Annotated in this window: 10 protein-coding genes; 1 reads left to right on the top strand and 9 read right to left on the bottom strand. The window is 66.1% G+C overall.

Annotated elements, in window-relative coordinates; genetic code table 11:
- The first annotated feature begins 6 nt into the window (after window positions 1–6).
- Complete coding sequence (locus ACQP2E_RS38500; protein WP_433827842.1) at window positions 7–966, top strand: D-alanine--D-alanine ligase family protein; 960 nt, start codon at window positions 7–9, stop codon at window positions 964–966.
- 149 nt (window positions 967–1115) lie between these two features.
- Here the strand turns inward: ACQP2E_RS38500 and ACQP2E_RS38505 are convergent, their stop codons facing one another.
- The 9 genes from ACQP2E_RS38505 to rpmH all read right to left on the bottom strand — a co-directional run bounded on the left by ACQP2E_RS38505 (window position 1116) and on the right by rpmH (window position 13290).
- Entirely contained in the window at window positions 1116–1934 is an 819-nt protein-coding gene (locus ACQP2E_RS38505; protein ID WP_433827843.1) for a hypothetical protein, read from the bottom strand.
- A 5093-nt stretch (window positions 1935–7027) separates the two neighbouring features.
- Entirely contained in the window at window positions 7028–8149 is a 1122-nt protein-coding gene (locus tag ACQP2E_RS38510) for a ParB/RepB/Spo0J family partition protein (RefSeq protein WP_433827844.1), read from the bottom strand.
- Complete coding sequence (locus ACQP2E_RS38515) at window positions 8146–9210, bottom strand: ParA family protein (protein ID WP_433834264.1); 1065 nt, start codon at window positions 9208–9210, stop codon at window positions 8146–8148. The genes ACQP2E_RS38510 and ACQP2E_RS38515 overlap by 4 nt, the downstream gene beginning before the upstream one ends.
- A 756-nt stretch (window positions 9211–9966) precedes the next feature.
- The gene (gene rsmG, locus ACQP2E_RS38520) at window positions 9967–10797 is read right to left on the bottom strand and encodes a 16S rRNA (guanine(527)-N(7))-methyltransferase RsmG (RefSeq protein WP_433827845.1); all 831 of its coding nucleotides are present in this window, start codon (window positions 10795–10797) and stop codon (window positions 9967–9969) included.
- 2 nt (window positions 10798–10799) lie between these two features.
- Entirely contained in the window at window positions 10800–11375 is a 576-nt protein-coding gene (locus tag ACQP2E_RS38525) for a protein jag (RefSeq protein WP_433827846.1), read from the bottom strand.
- Window positions 11376–11473: 98 nt separating this feature from the next.
- On the bottom strand, window positions 11474–12502 hold the full coding sequence (gene yidC / locus ACQP2E_RS38530) for a membrane protein insertase YidC (RefSeq protein ID WP_433827847.1): 1029 nt from the start codon (window positions 12500–12502) through the stop codon (window positions 11474–11476).
- Between the two features lies 1 nt (window position 12503).
- Window positions 12504–12761 (bottom strand): membrane protein insertion efficiency factor YidD, encoded by a 258-nt coding sequence (gene yidD, locus ACQP2E_RS38535; RefSeq protein ID WP_433827848.1) that lies wholly within the window; start codon window positions 12759–12761, stop codon window positions 12504–12506.
- On the bottom strand, window positions 12758–13114 hold the full coding sequence (gene rnpA, locus ACQP2E_RS38540; protein WP_433827849.1) for a ribonuclease P protein component: 357 nt from the start codon (window positions 13112–13114) through the stop codon (window positions 12758–12760). Before rnpA ends, yidD begins: the two co-directional genes overlap by 4 nt.
- A gap of 38 nt (window positions 13115–13152) precedes the next feature.
- The gene (gene rpmH / locus ACQP2E_RS38545; RefSeq protein ID WP_111650962.1) at window positions 13153–13290 is read right to left on the bottom strand and encodes a 50S ribosomal protein L34; all 138 of its coding nucleotides are present in this window, start codon (window positions 13288–13290) and stop codon (window positions 13153–13155) included.
- Window positions 13291–13883: the final 593 nt, after the last annotated feature.

Consider the following 13883-nt stretch of genomic DNA (forward strand, 5'->3'; position numbering starts at 1 on the left):
ACCCCTATGGGTACGCGTGACGAACTGCGGATTTTGGTGCTGGCCGGTGGACTCTCCTACGAACGGGACGTGTCCTTGCGGTCGGGCCGCCGCGTCCTGGACGCTCTTCGTTCGGCCGGCCTGACCCCCGAGCTGCACGACGCGGACGTCTCGCTGCTCCCGGCGCTGCAGGCCGACCCGCCGGACGCCGCGTTCATCGCGCTGCACGGCGCCACGGGCGAGGACGGCTCCCTGCGCGGCGTCCTGGATCTGTGCGGCGTCCCGTACGTGGGTGCCGACGCCCGCACGGCCCGCCTCGCGTGGGACAAGCCGTCGGCGAAATCGATGCTGCGCGAAGCAGGCATCCCGACACCGGACTGGGTGGCGCTGCCGCACGACCGCTTCTCCGAGCTCGGCGCCGTGGCAGTGCTGGACCGCATCGTCAACCGCTTGGGTCTGCCTCTGATGGTGAAACCGGCACAGGGCGGCTCAGGCCTGGGCGCAGCGGTGGTCCGAGACGCCGCCGATCTGCCGGCGGCGATGGTGGGCTGCTTCGCGTACGACTCGACGGCACTTGTCGAACAGTTCGTCGCCGGCACCAACGTGGCCGTCTCGATCGTCGACCGGGGCAACGGCCCGGAAGCCCTGCCGATCGTCGAGATAGTCCCCCGCGACGGCGTGTACGACTACGCGGCTCGATACTCGGCGGGTCTGACGACGTGGCACGTGCCGGCCCGGTTGTCGGCGTCGGTTGCCGCGCAGGTGTCGGAGGCGGCGCTGGCGGCGTACAAAGCTCTGGGTCTGCGCGACCTGTCCCGCATCGACGTGATCGTCGGCGAGGACGGGGCGGTGCAGGTGCTGGGTTGCAACGTGTCCCCCGGGATGACAGAGACCTCGCTGCTGCCACTGGCGGTCCAGGCCGCCGGGGTGGATCTGGGTGAGGTCCTGAGCGGGCTGGTGGAGCAGGCAGTGGGCCGCACCGCCTGAGTTTCGGCGGGGTGGTTCGGGGCGAAGCCCGGTCGTCGTTGGTGACGCCGGGCTTTTCGCTTACCCGGGGGATACCCGTCCTCGTGCCGCGTCCTGGTCGGCCTGCGCAGTCCGATGTTTCCCGTGAAACGTTCCGTCGGCGATGCGGTCTACGACTGTGACGGGGGTGCGGCTGCGGCGGGCACTTCGGGTGCCGGGGCCTGCCCCTCGGGTGCCGGGGCCTGCCCCTCGGGTGCCGGGGCCTGCCCCTCGGGTGCCGGGGCCTGCCCCTCGGGTGCCGGGGCCTGCCCCTCGGGTGCCGGGGCCTGCCCCTCGGGTGCCGGGGCGGGTACTTCGGGTGCCGGGGCGGGTCGAGAGCTGGGCTCTGGTTCGATGTTCGACGCCGGGTGACCTTGTGGGAACGTCGGGCCTGCGGCTCTTTGCGGGATGTCCGAGGACGCCTCGGTTATGCGTACCCCAGAATCAGCCGCCGGCGAGGCGGCCTCGATGTCGCCCAGGGTTTGTGGCCGACGGGTGCTGTCGGTCTCCGTGTCCGGCGCTGCGGCTGGATTTGTGCTCGTAGGAGTGGGGACCGCGAAAGTCCCGGCGGACTCCCACTGGATGTGAGCCGGCTCGGCGTTCGCCTTCCCGCCGAAGTCGGCGAGCCACGCGGCGACGTGGGCGAGGTTCTCACGCCACTGGGACTCCGGGATGACCGGCAGGAGATCATCCCAGAGCGAGAGGAACGTGCCGCGGAGCTGCAGCCGCCCATAGGGCCTAGCGAGGAACCACATGTGGAGATGCGCGGAACCATCACCCCATCGGTTGACGTGCACCCGTGCGACGCCGTCGAGCGAGCGGATGGCCCGCTCAAGCCGGACGGTCATGACGCCGAGCTCCGCGGCCAGCATGTTGGGCAGGTCGCCGATGTCGAAGTGGGAACGGCACTCCAGGATCAAAACCATCGGCAAGCCAGTCGGGCGGTCCATCGCCCGGACCCGCCATCGCTCACTGACCCAGATGTACGCGTCATCGGGCGTGCCGCAGGCCACACAGTCCGACGCATCCTCACCGCTTCGCGGCGGCTCAACCTCCACGGGAGGCGCGAGCTTTTTGACCCGCATGTCCCCCTCAAAGGGGAACGACGGCCAACGTGTGAAGTCAGGCAGGGGGGCGGTGTTCTCGGACACGACGTGACCTTAGCCCAGCTCAGGAGGGGCTGTCCTGGGTCAATTTCGCACGACGGAGGGACGCCTTTACACCCGCCCGAGCGGGGTTGGCATTTAGACAGGCGTAACGCTGCCGCTCTCCACAGAACCGCCCCCAAGTTATCCACAGAAGTTATCCACAGGCTGCCCCGTTTCACGTGAAACGCGACGTAGAACGCTTGTGGATCCTGTGGATAGAGCGGTGGACGAAGGTGACGGCATCGGCGTTGTTTCACGTGAAACGGGTGGGACGGGTTCGTCAACAGGCTCCGCGCACAGGTTGTGGATAGTGGTGTTTGCATATGCACGGAGAGGGACGAGCGTCACTCTCAGGGCTCGCTACGAAGCGCGGTGGCCGGGGTGGGGCTTGGTTGCGGGTGATCCACCGTTCGGAGGTCGCTCGACGGTGGGAGACCTGTTTCACGTGAAACGGGTGGGGCATCGGTGTGTCGCTAAATCCGGGCTCGTCGTGGCCTCTGTGATGGTGAGGGTGAGTGAGTCTTGGGTCCGGCTGACCCCGCGTGCCAGTCGATTAATGCGGGTCCCAGCTGATGTGTTTCACGTGAAACGCGAGGGTGACTTGCGTCACGTGGGGTTGGGGCTGGAACGCAAGCCAGGCGAGGGCCAACGGCGGGCGCTACATCAATCGGCGGACACGGACGGCTTGCCCATGCCTTCTCGACTGCTGCCTGGTTCTCGCGGCTCGTTCAGTTACATGGCCGTGCGGCCCCGCTTTGGCGTAGCAACTTCATCTCGGCTGGACCAGGCGAGTATCAGGCTGGGCCAGGCCACGCTCGGCTGGCAGCGCTCCCAGCCACCGGGTGAGCCGGGTAAGCCGGATGAGCCGGGTGAGCCGGATGAGCCGGGTGAGCCGGATGAGCCGGGTGAGCCGGGTGTGCCGGCCCTCAGCCAGGACTTCTATCGTGAACGGATTCAGCCGCCCTGCCGGCGTCTCGCACAATCGCTGTCTTGGGTTACTTCAGTTAGCCACCCACACGTGCTCAAGCCTCTTAGTCCCTCTTAGCGCCAGACGAATCGCATCGGCATGATCGGCGGCCCCAACCGATGAACACTCGGGACGGCAGGGCTCAGCGACAACCCGCCGCCCGCCGTTCCGAGCCCCACTTGTCCGTAGCGCTGCACGACCAAGCTGATCTCAGCTCCACGGGTCGACCGCCGACCCTTGAGTCGACTCAAGCACCCGTGCGCCGCACCTGAATGGGACGGTCCGCCAGTCGACGAACTCGCTAGGCACCACCAAACTGGTCGCAGGCGCCGAGCTGGACTGTCGACGGCAGCTTTACCCCAAGCGACGTCTCCCGCCTAGCGATGGCTCTCCGCTCAAGGGCGGACAAGGCCGCTGCCACGTTCCCCGCCCCTGCCGACATGCGCGCCGGCGCCAGCCTTACCGTTCGTCCACTCAATCTCCCTGACTACGGGACGGCGCACTCCGATCGCTTCCAGAAGCCCGGCCATAAGAGCGAGACGCTGCCGATAACCCCGAAGCAGTCGCCGCCCAGCAGAGCCACGAAGCCAAGCTGCCATTCACCGCTCCGGGCCTTCCCGACCGCGCACCCAGCCCTAGCCCGAGCCCTGCAGGGGTCGGTTCACGCAAGCGCAATCACCCACCGCGACGGAAGTATTGGCGGCGAAGGCACCTCTCCAGAACCCGCCAACGGCGACCGTGGTCCCCCGTATTTAGTCGGGGCCCCATCGGCCCGTCGCCCAACGCCTCGATTCACAACACAGCCACCCAGTCACCATGTGGCTGGGCCGGGCAGCACCGCCAGGCGCGACCATGAAGTCCGGACGACGCTGGTAATTGATCGGCGCGTGTCCAGCCACCTGGGACGGCGGTGTTCAGTACGGCGCGTTCTAACGACCTGCTGAGGAATCTCGAGGCGCGCAGGCATGCCACTGGTGTTTTATTGCGATAGACCCACGGCGTTTCACGAGCCCCATGTTTCACGTGAAACAGACCCGCGAAGGCAACGACCCGAAGGTCGAGACCCAATCCTGCGCGTCGTCCTGCGCGTCGTCCTGCGCGTCGTCCTGCGCGTCGTCCTGCGCCTTGTCCTGCGTCGTCCTGCGCCTTGTCCTGCGTCGTCCTGCGCCTCGTCGTGCGCCTCGTCCTCTGCCAGCGTTATCCGCCTGCGTTATCCGCCTGCGCACCCAACGCCCACGCGTCCGTCCGCAGATGCACCCCCGCACTGGGCCTTCACGCCTCGCTCGTGTCCCGCCCAAGACCTCCGTCCGGCCCATCCAGTCGCCAGAGCGGTGTACCCCACCGCCGCGAGGACCCGCACATCGCCGCCACCGTAAGGGCACGGCGGCTGCGTCGGACCGATGCGATGCAGCAGCCATCAAGAGCCACCGTGAGATAGAAGCTGCTGCCGTGCCCACCTGGCCGACCCTAAAAGCTGACTCGCCGGCACACGTTGTCGTCACCAGAATGACCGAGGGGCCTGGCAACGCCAGCCTGAAGACACCGAGCACCCACTCCGAGCAGTCAAGCTCCCGCCAACGGGTGGCGCCAAATCACCGATCCTCTGCGGCCGCTGCGAACTGCCAGACGTCCGTCCGACGCGAGTCCGTCCTCACATGCAGCCAGGCGAAGTCAACTCGCGACACTAGCCCACTCATCAACTGCGAAGGCCTCACATGGCACCCAGCAGGTCGTCGGCTTTCCTGAGGTCAACAACCCGGATAGACCAGACGGCTGAAGTCGCGACCCAACCGCGACGTGGGCCTGCTCCTACATCACGCCGCACACCCGAGTCGCCCGCCGTATGCCGCACGCCCCGAGTCGCCCGCCGCTCGCCACACGCCCCGGTCGCTCGCCGTGCGCCACGTGCCGCACGCCGCACGCCGCTCGCCACACGCCCCGGTCGCTCGCCGCACGCCACGTGCTGCACGCCGCTCGCCACACGCCCCGGTCGCTCGCCGCACGCCACGTGCCGCACGCCGCTCGCCACACGCCCCGGTCGCTCGCCGCACGCCACGTGCCGCACGCCACGTGCCGCACGCCGCACGCCGCATGCCGCACGCCGCGGGTCAGGGGTAGCGGGGCGCTCGCCCTTGGCGCACGGAGCACGCCCGTCCAGCGCGCCGCGCACCGCCGGCCGTTAGCTGCGCCCCCCGCACGGTCCTAAATCTCTTCCCTGACTTCTCGTACTCCCGGCTTGCCGCACGCGGTCGAATGGCCTACGTCTTCATTCGAAGCATTAGCCAACGCTCAAAGTAGAAACCAGCCGCAGCCGAGACCCTGCGATCGTCACGCCCACCAACGGCAACCCGATATCGACCACCAGGCGCCAAGCGATAACTGCGAGACGCCACCTGCAGGCCGGGCCGTCTTCTGCCATCAAGCCAAGATGGGCACCGCCGGCACAATCAACCTACGCCCCGCCCGAGAGTCGATCTCTCGCCAAGCGCCACCCACGTTTCACGTGAAACATGACGAGCCGTCAGCTCAAGCGCCGAGCACCCAGCGACACGGGAAGGAGCGATCTTGGGGACCTCGGTCAACACGGCCTCGATCAGAAAGGAGGCAAGATCGACGGCCGCCCGGCCCCGCCCAACCCTGCCCGGCCCCGCGCAGCGCAGCGCAGCGCAGCGCAACGCAACGCAGCCTGAATCTTGTGGACTTCCCTGGAGACGCACCCGCACAACTCCGCAAGATCGAACAGGCTTAGTCGATCTTGCGGAGCTACGCGCAAACAGTTCGCCGAACTCCACAAGATCGATGAAGCACCGCGTCCGCTACGTCGAAACTGTGAAGCACCGCCTGGCCGAACCTTGGAACCTGTAGGGGCCGGGCATAGAACGCCCACACTTCGCCAAGAACCGGCACGTCCCCCCGCTGCCGCGGCAGAGCGTCAGCGCAACGTACGCCGGCCAACCGAAACCGACATGCCAGGGACGGGGGCCGTCCCGCAAACTCGTGCACTCTCGGGCGATCAGCCGACCAAACCGCACAAGATCTCTGAGCGGCACCTCGGACCGAGCGACCTCTCCGCAGCCGCCCCGCCGCCCCGCCGCCACACCGCCCCGCCGCCACCGCCCCGCACCCGCGACCGCCCCAATCCGCCACAGCCCCACAAATGGCGAACCCGAGATCTACTGCGATTCGAGATCTCTAACCGCGTCAGCCGCCGACGCCCTCCGCATAACGCCGGCCGCCATTCGAAGACCGAGCCCCGACTCTGCCTTAGACAAGCACTGTGGCTCTCTCACACCGCGACATACGAGACCGCGTGCCCCACCGCCCGGATTGATGCGCTCAAAGGACCGCCACCGTCACCGACAACAGACCCAGACCGCTCTTGAGGAGAGAGAGAGAGAGAGAGAGAGAGAGAGCCGACCCCGCCCGTCCGACTTCCCAACGGACCAACGCCACCTAGAACACCCCACCGCTCAACGTCCGCAGCGAGACCGTCCTTGCGTGAATCGCACGCCGTCTCATGGAACACAACTAAAGGAAGACAGCTAGAGGTATGACCTACGACAGTCATGCCTCATCAGTCATCCTCGGCCAAGTCACTTCGCCCACCCTGTTGCAGAACCCTGACCATCACCAATCACCACCAACCACGAAGATCATTCAGAGAAACCGACCAAGCCCCCAAAAGCCACAATCAGAACTCCCCAAACGATCAACCCCACCCACCCCAAAACCCCAGGAGAATCGTTCTGACAGAAGCCCTTGAAGCCTTCCTCACCTTCAAAAACCCCAAGAAAAAGGCGCGCACCAAACTCGGCACGCGCCCAACAAGACCCAAACTCAGCTCAACTCAAGCCCAAAACCAAAGCGAAAACCCAAGACCCAAACCCAAACGAAAACCCAAGACCCAAACCGAAACGAAACCCGAAAGCTACTCGCCCGACTCTTCCCCGCGAGCACCCTCATCCTCGACACCGATCATGCCGACTATCCGCTCCAAATCATCCACCGTAGCGAACTCGATCGTGATCTTGCCCTTGTTCCGGCCGATATCAACCTTCACCCGAGTATCGAACCGATCCGACAGCCGCTCAGCCAAATCATTCAGCGCCGGCGCATGCACCTTCGCCCGCCGAGCCGGCGCGGTCTTCTTGACCGGTCCGTCCGCAACAGCAAGCTGCACTAGCTCCTCGGTAGCCCGAACCGACAGCCCTTCAGCCACGATCCGCAGCGCAAGCTTCTCCTGCGCTTCGCTGTCGTCCAACCCGAGCAACGCCCGAGCATGCCCGGCCGACAGCACCCCAGCAGCAACCCGCCGCTGCACAGGCGCCGGCAAGTTCATGAGCCTTATGGTGTTGGAGATCTGCGGCCGACTACGTCCGATCCGCCGAGCCAGCTCCTCATGGGTCGCCCCGAATTCTTCAAGGAGCTGCTGATAGGCAGCCGCCTCTTCAAGCGGGTTCAGGTTCGCCCGGTGGATGTTCTCCAGCAGAGCGTCACGGAGCATCGCGTCATCAGGCGTGCTCCGAATGATCGCCGGAATCGTTTCCTTGCCAACGGCCTGAGCGGCCCGCCACCGACGCTCACCCATGACGAGCTCGAACCGGCCATCGCCGACGTCACGCACCACGATCGGCTGAAGGAAGCCGACCTCCTGAATGGAGGTCTTGAGCTCCTCCAGCGCTTCCTCGTCGAAAACATGCCGCGGCTGCTTCGCGTTGGGCTCAATCGAGGTGACCGGAAGCTCCGCAAACCGGGCACCAGGCACCGGCGCCAACTCGACGTCCGAAACACCCGAGCCACCCGAGCCACCGGAGCCACCCGAAACCGCCGACGAAGAAGCACCGGAAGCCGGAGGAGTAGCAGGACCACCAGCGCCAGAAGGACCACCAGCGCCAGACCCCGAAGGAACCGCAGCCGGCGTCGAAACCGCCACCGATTCAGGAACCGCCACATCCACAGAGCCAGTTGCCGCCACCGGTTCAGCAGCGGGCGCCGTGGGGATCAACGCACCCAGGCCACGGCCTAGGCCACCCCGCGGACGGTTCTTCATGCCGTGCCTCCTGTGTTGACCCCACGCACTGCGATCTCAAGGGCGGCCTCGAAATAGCTGGTCGCACCCCGTGATCCCGGATCGTAGGTCATCACAGACTGCCCGTAGCTGGGAGCCTCCGAGACTCGCACGTTTCGGGGAATGACTGCGTTCAAAACCTTCGTCCCAAAGTGGTTGCGGACGTCCTGCTCCACCGCGTCAGCCAGCCGGGTCCGGCGGTCGTACATCGTCAAGAGGATGGTCGAAACGTCGAGCGTCGGGTTCAGGTGCTGCCGAACCAGGTTGATGTTGTTGATCAGCTGGTTGAGGCCCTCCAGCGCGTAGTACTCGCACTGAATCGGGATCAGCACCTCCTGCGCGGCACACAACGCGTTGACCGTCAGCAGGCCGAGCGAGGGCGGGCAGTCGATGAAGACGTAGTCGAACTTCTCCGGGTGCCCCGCGATCGCCCGAGCGAGGCGGGACTCACGAGCCACCACCGAGACAAGCTCGATCTCCGCACCAGCGAGGTCGATCGTCGCCGGCACACAGAACAGGTTCGGGATGCCCTCGACCGGCTGCGCGACCTCGGCCAGCGGCACGTTGTCGATCAAACAGTCGTACACGTCCGGCACGCCGGCGTGGTGGGGCACGTTCAAACCGGTGGAGGCGTTGCCCTGCGGGTCAAGGTCCACCACCAGGACGCGGTTGCCGTGCAGGGCGAGCGCCACTGCCAGGTTCACCGTCGTGGTCGTCTTCCCGACGCCGCCCTTCTGGTTGGCGACGCAAATCACCCTCGGGTGGTCTGGGCGCGGCATGATGATCTCGCCGCTCGGGTTGAGGATCTGCACAGCTCGCAACGCTTCCATGGCAAGGGGCGGATCGTCCTCATCCCCGCCCGGCGTTTCACGTGAAACATGCTCGTCCGGCTGAACGGGAACACCAGGAAGTGGAGCGCCAGGGGTAAGCGCAGCCGAGACGGAGGGTGGAACGCCGTAGTCATACGGCGCAGGTGGGCCGTATCCCCCCGCCCGAGGCTGCGGAACGTTTTGGTCGCCAGCGTGCGGTCCGCCCACGCTCACTCCCGACGGCCTGTCGAGAGGCGACTCGGTTTCACGTGAAACACCGTACTCATGCACCGCTATATCCCTGTTGGTTAGGAACGGGTTGGCCGGCAGAACGTGGGCCCCGGCGCCAGAAATCCGGTCCACACTATCGACGCTCAGCCAGCCTACGGGTGTCGGGCAGGTGTTGCCATGGTCCGAAGTCTGATGAGTCGAGCACAACGTCGCACCATCACCTACCGAACGGAAGACCATCGCCCCGGGCACGAGCCGCAACAACCCTCCAACATCGCCGCCGGCTTCCTGCAACGCCGGCTTCAAATCCCTGTTGGTACGCGTAACCGATCGCCACAACCGCATCGCAGCACTAACGCCAGCCCCAGGCTCGCCGTCCGCCCCGAAAACGTCGGCACCTACACGGCGCCCGATCGACACCACTTCGGGCGCCACAGTGGCACTCAGGCCCCTCAGATGACCGCCGGCACGTGAGCCCTCAGTGGCCACGGCCCCCTGAACCAATTCGACCACCGCTCCAGACGACGGTCCGGCGGATTCCTGGAGAACCTCATCCACAGCAGGCCACATCAGAAACCCGCACACGACACGAGGGCCGGCCGACAGTTCAGTTTCGGTCAGGAGGACCTCCCGCTCAACGTCGACGAGGTCACCCGAAGGCGCGGCCGAGACGCTCGAAAGAGGGGAATCAACCGATGGCGCGGGGTGCGGCTTCCGAAAAGGACGAAAAGCACGCTTCCGTGCACCCCGCTTGGCCATCTATCTCCTCCGCGTCTTCTTCCGCCCACCACCGCGCTCAGCGGCCTGAGAGTTACCACCCCGCGCCCGAACCGGTGACGCCTGGCGCTCTTTCACCACGTCCACCACCGTCGCGGGCGATTCGATCAGCCCCACCCCGCAGAGCCGGACGGTCACTTCACCGCCGCCCAGCTCGGACAGCGCCTGCCCGTGCTCAGCGACCTCGTCAGCCGCCGAAGCGCCCTTGAGTGCCAGTAGCCGGCCGCCAACCTTCGCGACCGGCAGGCACCAGCCGGCCAGCTTGTCGAGGGCGGCGACAGCGCGAGCCGTGACGATGTCTGCTTCGAGGTGGCCGGCGACCTCTTCGGCGCGGCCACGGATGACCGAGACGTTGTCGAGGCCGAGGTTAGTGACTGCCTCGTCGAGGAACGCGGTGCGCCGAGCCAGCGGTTCAACCAGCGTGATCGCAAGATCAGGTCGGGCCACTGCGAGCACGATACCGGGCAAACCCGCACCAGAGCCGATGTCAACCACCGAAGCGCCTAAAGGGATTATCTCCGACATAACGCCACAGTTGATCAGGTGACGTTCCCAGAGACGCGGCGTCTCCCGCGGACCGATGAGCCCTCGGATCACCCCGTCGGTGCCGAGTAGCTCCGCATAGCGAACAGCCACCGGGAGCCGGTCACCGAAAACCTCTTCCGCAGCGCCTCTCAACTCATCAGGCGGAAGCGGAAAACCCGGAGGGAGATCAACGTCAGAAGGCGAAGAAGAAGATCGCGGGAAAGACGACGGCCCGGGCGAATCGATGCCCGGGCCGTGGTCACCCGCGCCGTAGCGTGGGTTCGTCATGATCAGTCCGCCACGCGCACCACGATGCGGCGGTTGGGCTCGACACCCTCGGACTCGCTTTGCACACCCGGGATCGCGTTGACCACGTCGTGCACGCACTTGCGCTCGAACGCCGACATCGGCTCAAGGCGTACCGGGTCGCCGTGCTCCTTGACCTTCTCCACCGCGTTGCGGCCAACCGCGGCCAGTTCCTTGCGGCGGGCGGCGCGGTATCCGCCGATGTCCAGCAGAAGCCGGCTGGGAGAACCGGTGGCCCGGAAGATCGCCAGCCGGGTGAGCTCCTGCATAGCTTCGAGCGTGGCGCCACGCTGGCCGACGAGCGGCTGAAGCCGGTCACCGACCACCTCGACCATCGGCCGGCCGGCCGAGACCAGCTCGTCGATGTCACCGTCGTAGTCGAGGATGTCCAGCAGCCCCTCGACGTAGTCCGCAGCGATCTCACTCTGACGGAACAGGTCGCTGTCCGAGGCGACGCTCTCCGACTTCTTCGCCTCGGCCGGGGCCTCGGATTTCTCGTCGGCGGTGGCCACGACGGCCTCGGCCGGCTCGACGGAAGGGGGAGTGCTGGTGTCGGTCACGGTCTCATCTCCGTTGTTTCCGATGTTTCCCGCAGAGCGGGCAGGTCTGTGGCGGTAAGGGGAGCGGTCCAGGCCCTGGTCAGGGCCTGGATCAGCGATCATCCCTTGGGTTTGTTCGCCGGCCGGGTGCCCTTCTTCGGATTCACCGGTTTGGCGCCGGGCTTGGGGGCCAAAGCCTTGGTCTCGGCGACCGGAGAAACCGGCTCGGGCGCGGACTTACGTCCGAAGAGCCCACCGGTACGCGCGGGCTGCACCGGGCTGGCGGCACCGTTACGCGAACCCGAACCAGCCGGACGGGCCGACGACGTGGCCGCAGCACCCTTGTTCATCTGGATTGGCGGGAACTTCCGGAGCACCCACTGCTGCTGGGCGAGGGTGAACAGGTTGTTCGTGACCCAGTAGATGACAACACCGATCGGGAACAGCGAACCGGAGATCAGCAGCGAGAACGGGATGCCGTAGAGCATCAGCCGCTGGATCATCTTCTGCTGCGGGTCCTCGGCCCAGCCGGTCTTCAGAATCATCTGACGGCTGGTGAGGAAGGTCGTCGCCATCATGATCAGGACCAGGACGCCGGCCAGAACCTTCACGGTCATGGCGTCGGCGCCCACGGCGGCGAGCTCCGTGGCAGTCGAGCCGAACTTCGCGCTGATCGGCGCGTTGAACAGGTGCGCGTTGGCAGCGCTGTCGAACTGCTCGAGCGACCATCCGTACAGAAGCTTGTACTTCTCGGAGATGCTCGGGTCGAGGTGCTGGAGCACGTGGAAGAGGCCGAAGAAGACCGGGATCTGCAGGAACATGGGAAGGCAGCCCATCAGCGGGTTGGCCTTCTCGGTCCGGTACAGCTCCATCATTTCTTTCTGGAGCGTCTCCCGGTCACCCTTGTGCTTCTCCTGGAGAGCCTTGACCTTCGGCTGCAGCGCCTGAATCGCGCGCTGGCTCTTGATCTGCTTCACGAAGACGGGGAACAGGATGATCCGCAGCGTCACGACCAGGAAAATGATCGCCAGGATCCAGGCCCAGTTGGTGCCGAGCACGCGGCCGTCGGGGATGCCGATGGCGTCCCACAGGGCATGCCACCGTAGGAGGATCCACGAGATGGCGTTGTAGATCCAGTCGAGACTCAATCTAAGCTCCAGTCACATCGGCAGGACGGTGACGGATCCGCTCAGGCACCGGGTCGTACCCGCCAGGGTGGAAAGGGTGGCAGCGCAGGAGCCGCCAGATCGCCAGGCCCGTCCCTCGCAACGCACCGTGCCGCGCCAGAGCCTCCTGGGCGTACGCGCTGCATGAGGGATAGAACCGACAGCGTGCCGGCAGCACCGGACTCAAGTATCGACGGTACGCGACGACCGCTGCGGTCAGGAGCCGGGCAATGACGCTCATCGCGGCCGCCGGGGTCTGCGCGCCGTTGCGATCGCCCCCTCCAGATCCGAGGCAAGGGTGGCGTACTCCGCCTCGGCGGAAGGCGGCAAAGCGCGAACCACCAGGGAAGCACCCTCGGGAAGCTCAGCGAGATGCGACCGAACCAGATGACGCAGACGTCGGCGAACCTTGTTGCGGGTCACCGCGTTGCCCACCGCTTTGGAAACGACGAAGCCGGCGCGCGCCGTAGAGGCGAACGCCGGCTCCTCGATAAGCAGATGAACGACCAGAGTCCCGCGGCCAGCACGGCGGCCACCACGAATCGCTGCGGCGAAGTCTGTGCTACGTCGCAGTCTCTGTGCCGCGGCTAGCACGATTATCCGGTCATTCAGGCCTGCGCCAAGCGGTCGGATCAGGCCGACAGCTTGTCGCGGCCCTTGGTCCGGCGGGACGACAGGATCGCGCGGCCTGCACGGGTGCGCATGCGCAGCCGGAAGCCGTGGGTCTTGGCACGCCGGCGGTTGTTCGGCTGGTAGGTGCGCTTGCTCACGTCAGAACTCCGTCTTCGTACTACGTCCAGGGGGCATCGGGCTGCAAGACGCCACTTTAGCAGAACGCGGCGGAGCAACCGCCCAACCCTACGGAGAGGCCATCTCACGGTCAACCATATCCTTGGTCGGCACGCCGACATGCGGGTCTGAACGACGGCCACCAGGTCTTTCCGCGCACAAAGTGAATCTTTTCCTGCAATCGGGCGCCGCACGGTCCGATCTGCGGTTGTCGTCCACCTGTCAGCGCTGTTAGCGTGCGCGGTTGCTGGTCTCATCGGGGCCGTTCGCAGACCGTGAAGCGGCGGCCAAAACCGGACAAGCAGGTGGATCGTTCGCCACGGTGAGCCTGTTTTCAGCCCGCGCCACTACAGGCTCCGGTAAATCTGCCGACCAATCCGGCCGGGAGCGGCCATCAGCAACGCCACGGGTTGTGGATAACCTGTGGATAGCAGGTGGCGCCGTGCGTGTTCAGCACGTTAGCTGGACACGGGTTGGGGGGCCGACGGATGCCTGCGAGGGCGCCCGTCGGGCACAGGCGGAAGGCCGGACACAAGGTCCACCGGGGGTCGGTGGCGATGGGGGTGGCGCGGCG

The sequence above is a fragment of the Actinoplanes sp. CA-015351 genome (genome assembly GCF_050955685.1).
Taxonomy (GTDB): domain Bacteria; phylum Actinomycetota; class Actinomycetes; order Mycobacteriales; family Micromonosporaceae; genus Actinoplanes.

Coding starts and splice junctions, on each gene's coding strand:
- yidD (WP_433827848.1), bottom strand. CDS start 12,761: ATGAGCGTCATTGCCCGGCTCCTGACCGCAGCGGTCGTCGCGTACCGT.
- ACQP2E_RS38510 (WP_433827844.1), bottom strand. CDS start 8,149: ATGAAGAACCGTCCGCGGGGTGGCCTAGGCCGTGGCCTGGGTGCGTTG.
- ACQP2E_RS38500 (WP_433827842.1), top strand. CDS start 7: ATGGGTACGCGTGACGAACTGCGGATTTTGGTGCTGGCCGGTGGACTC.
- rsmG (WP_433827845.1), bottom strand. CDS start 10,797: ATGACGAACCCACGCTACGGCGCGGGTGACCACGGCCCGGGCATCGAT.
- ACQP2E_RS38505 (WP_433827843.1), bottom strand. CDS start 1,934: ATGGACCGCCCGACTGGCTTGCCGATGGTTTTGATCCTGGAGTGCCGT.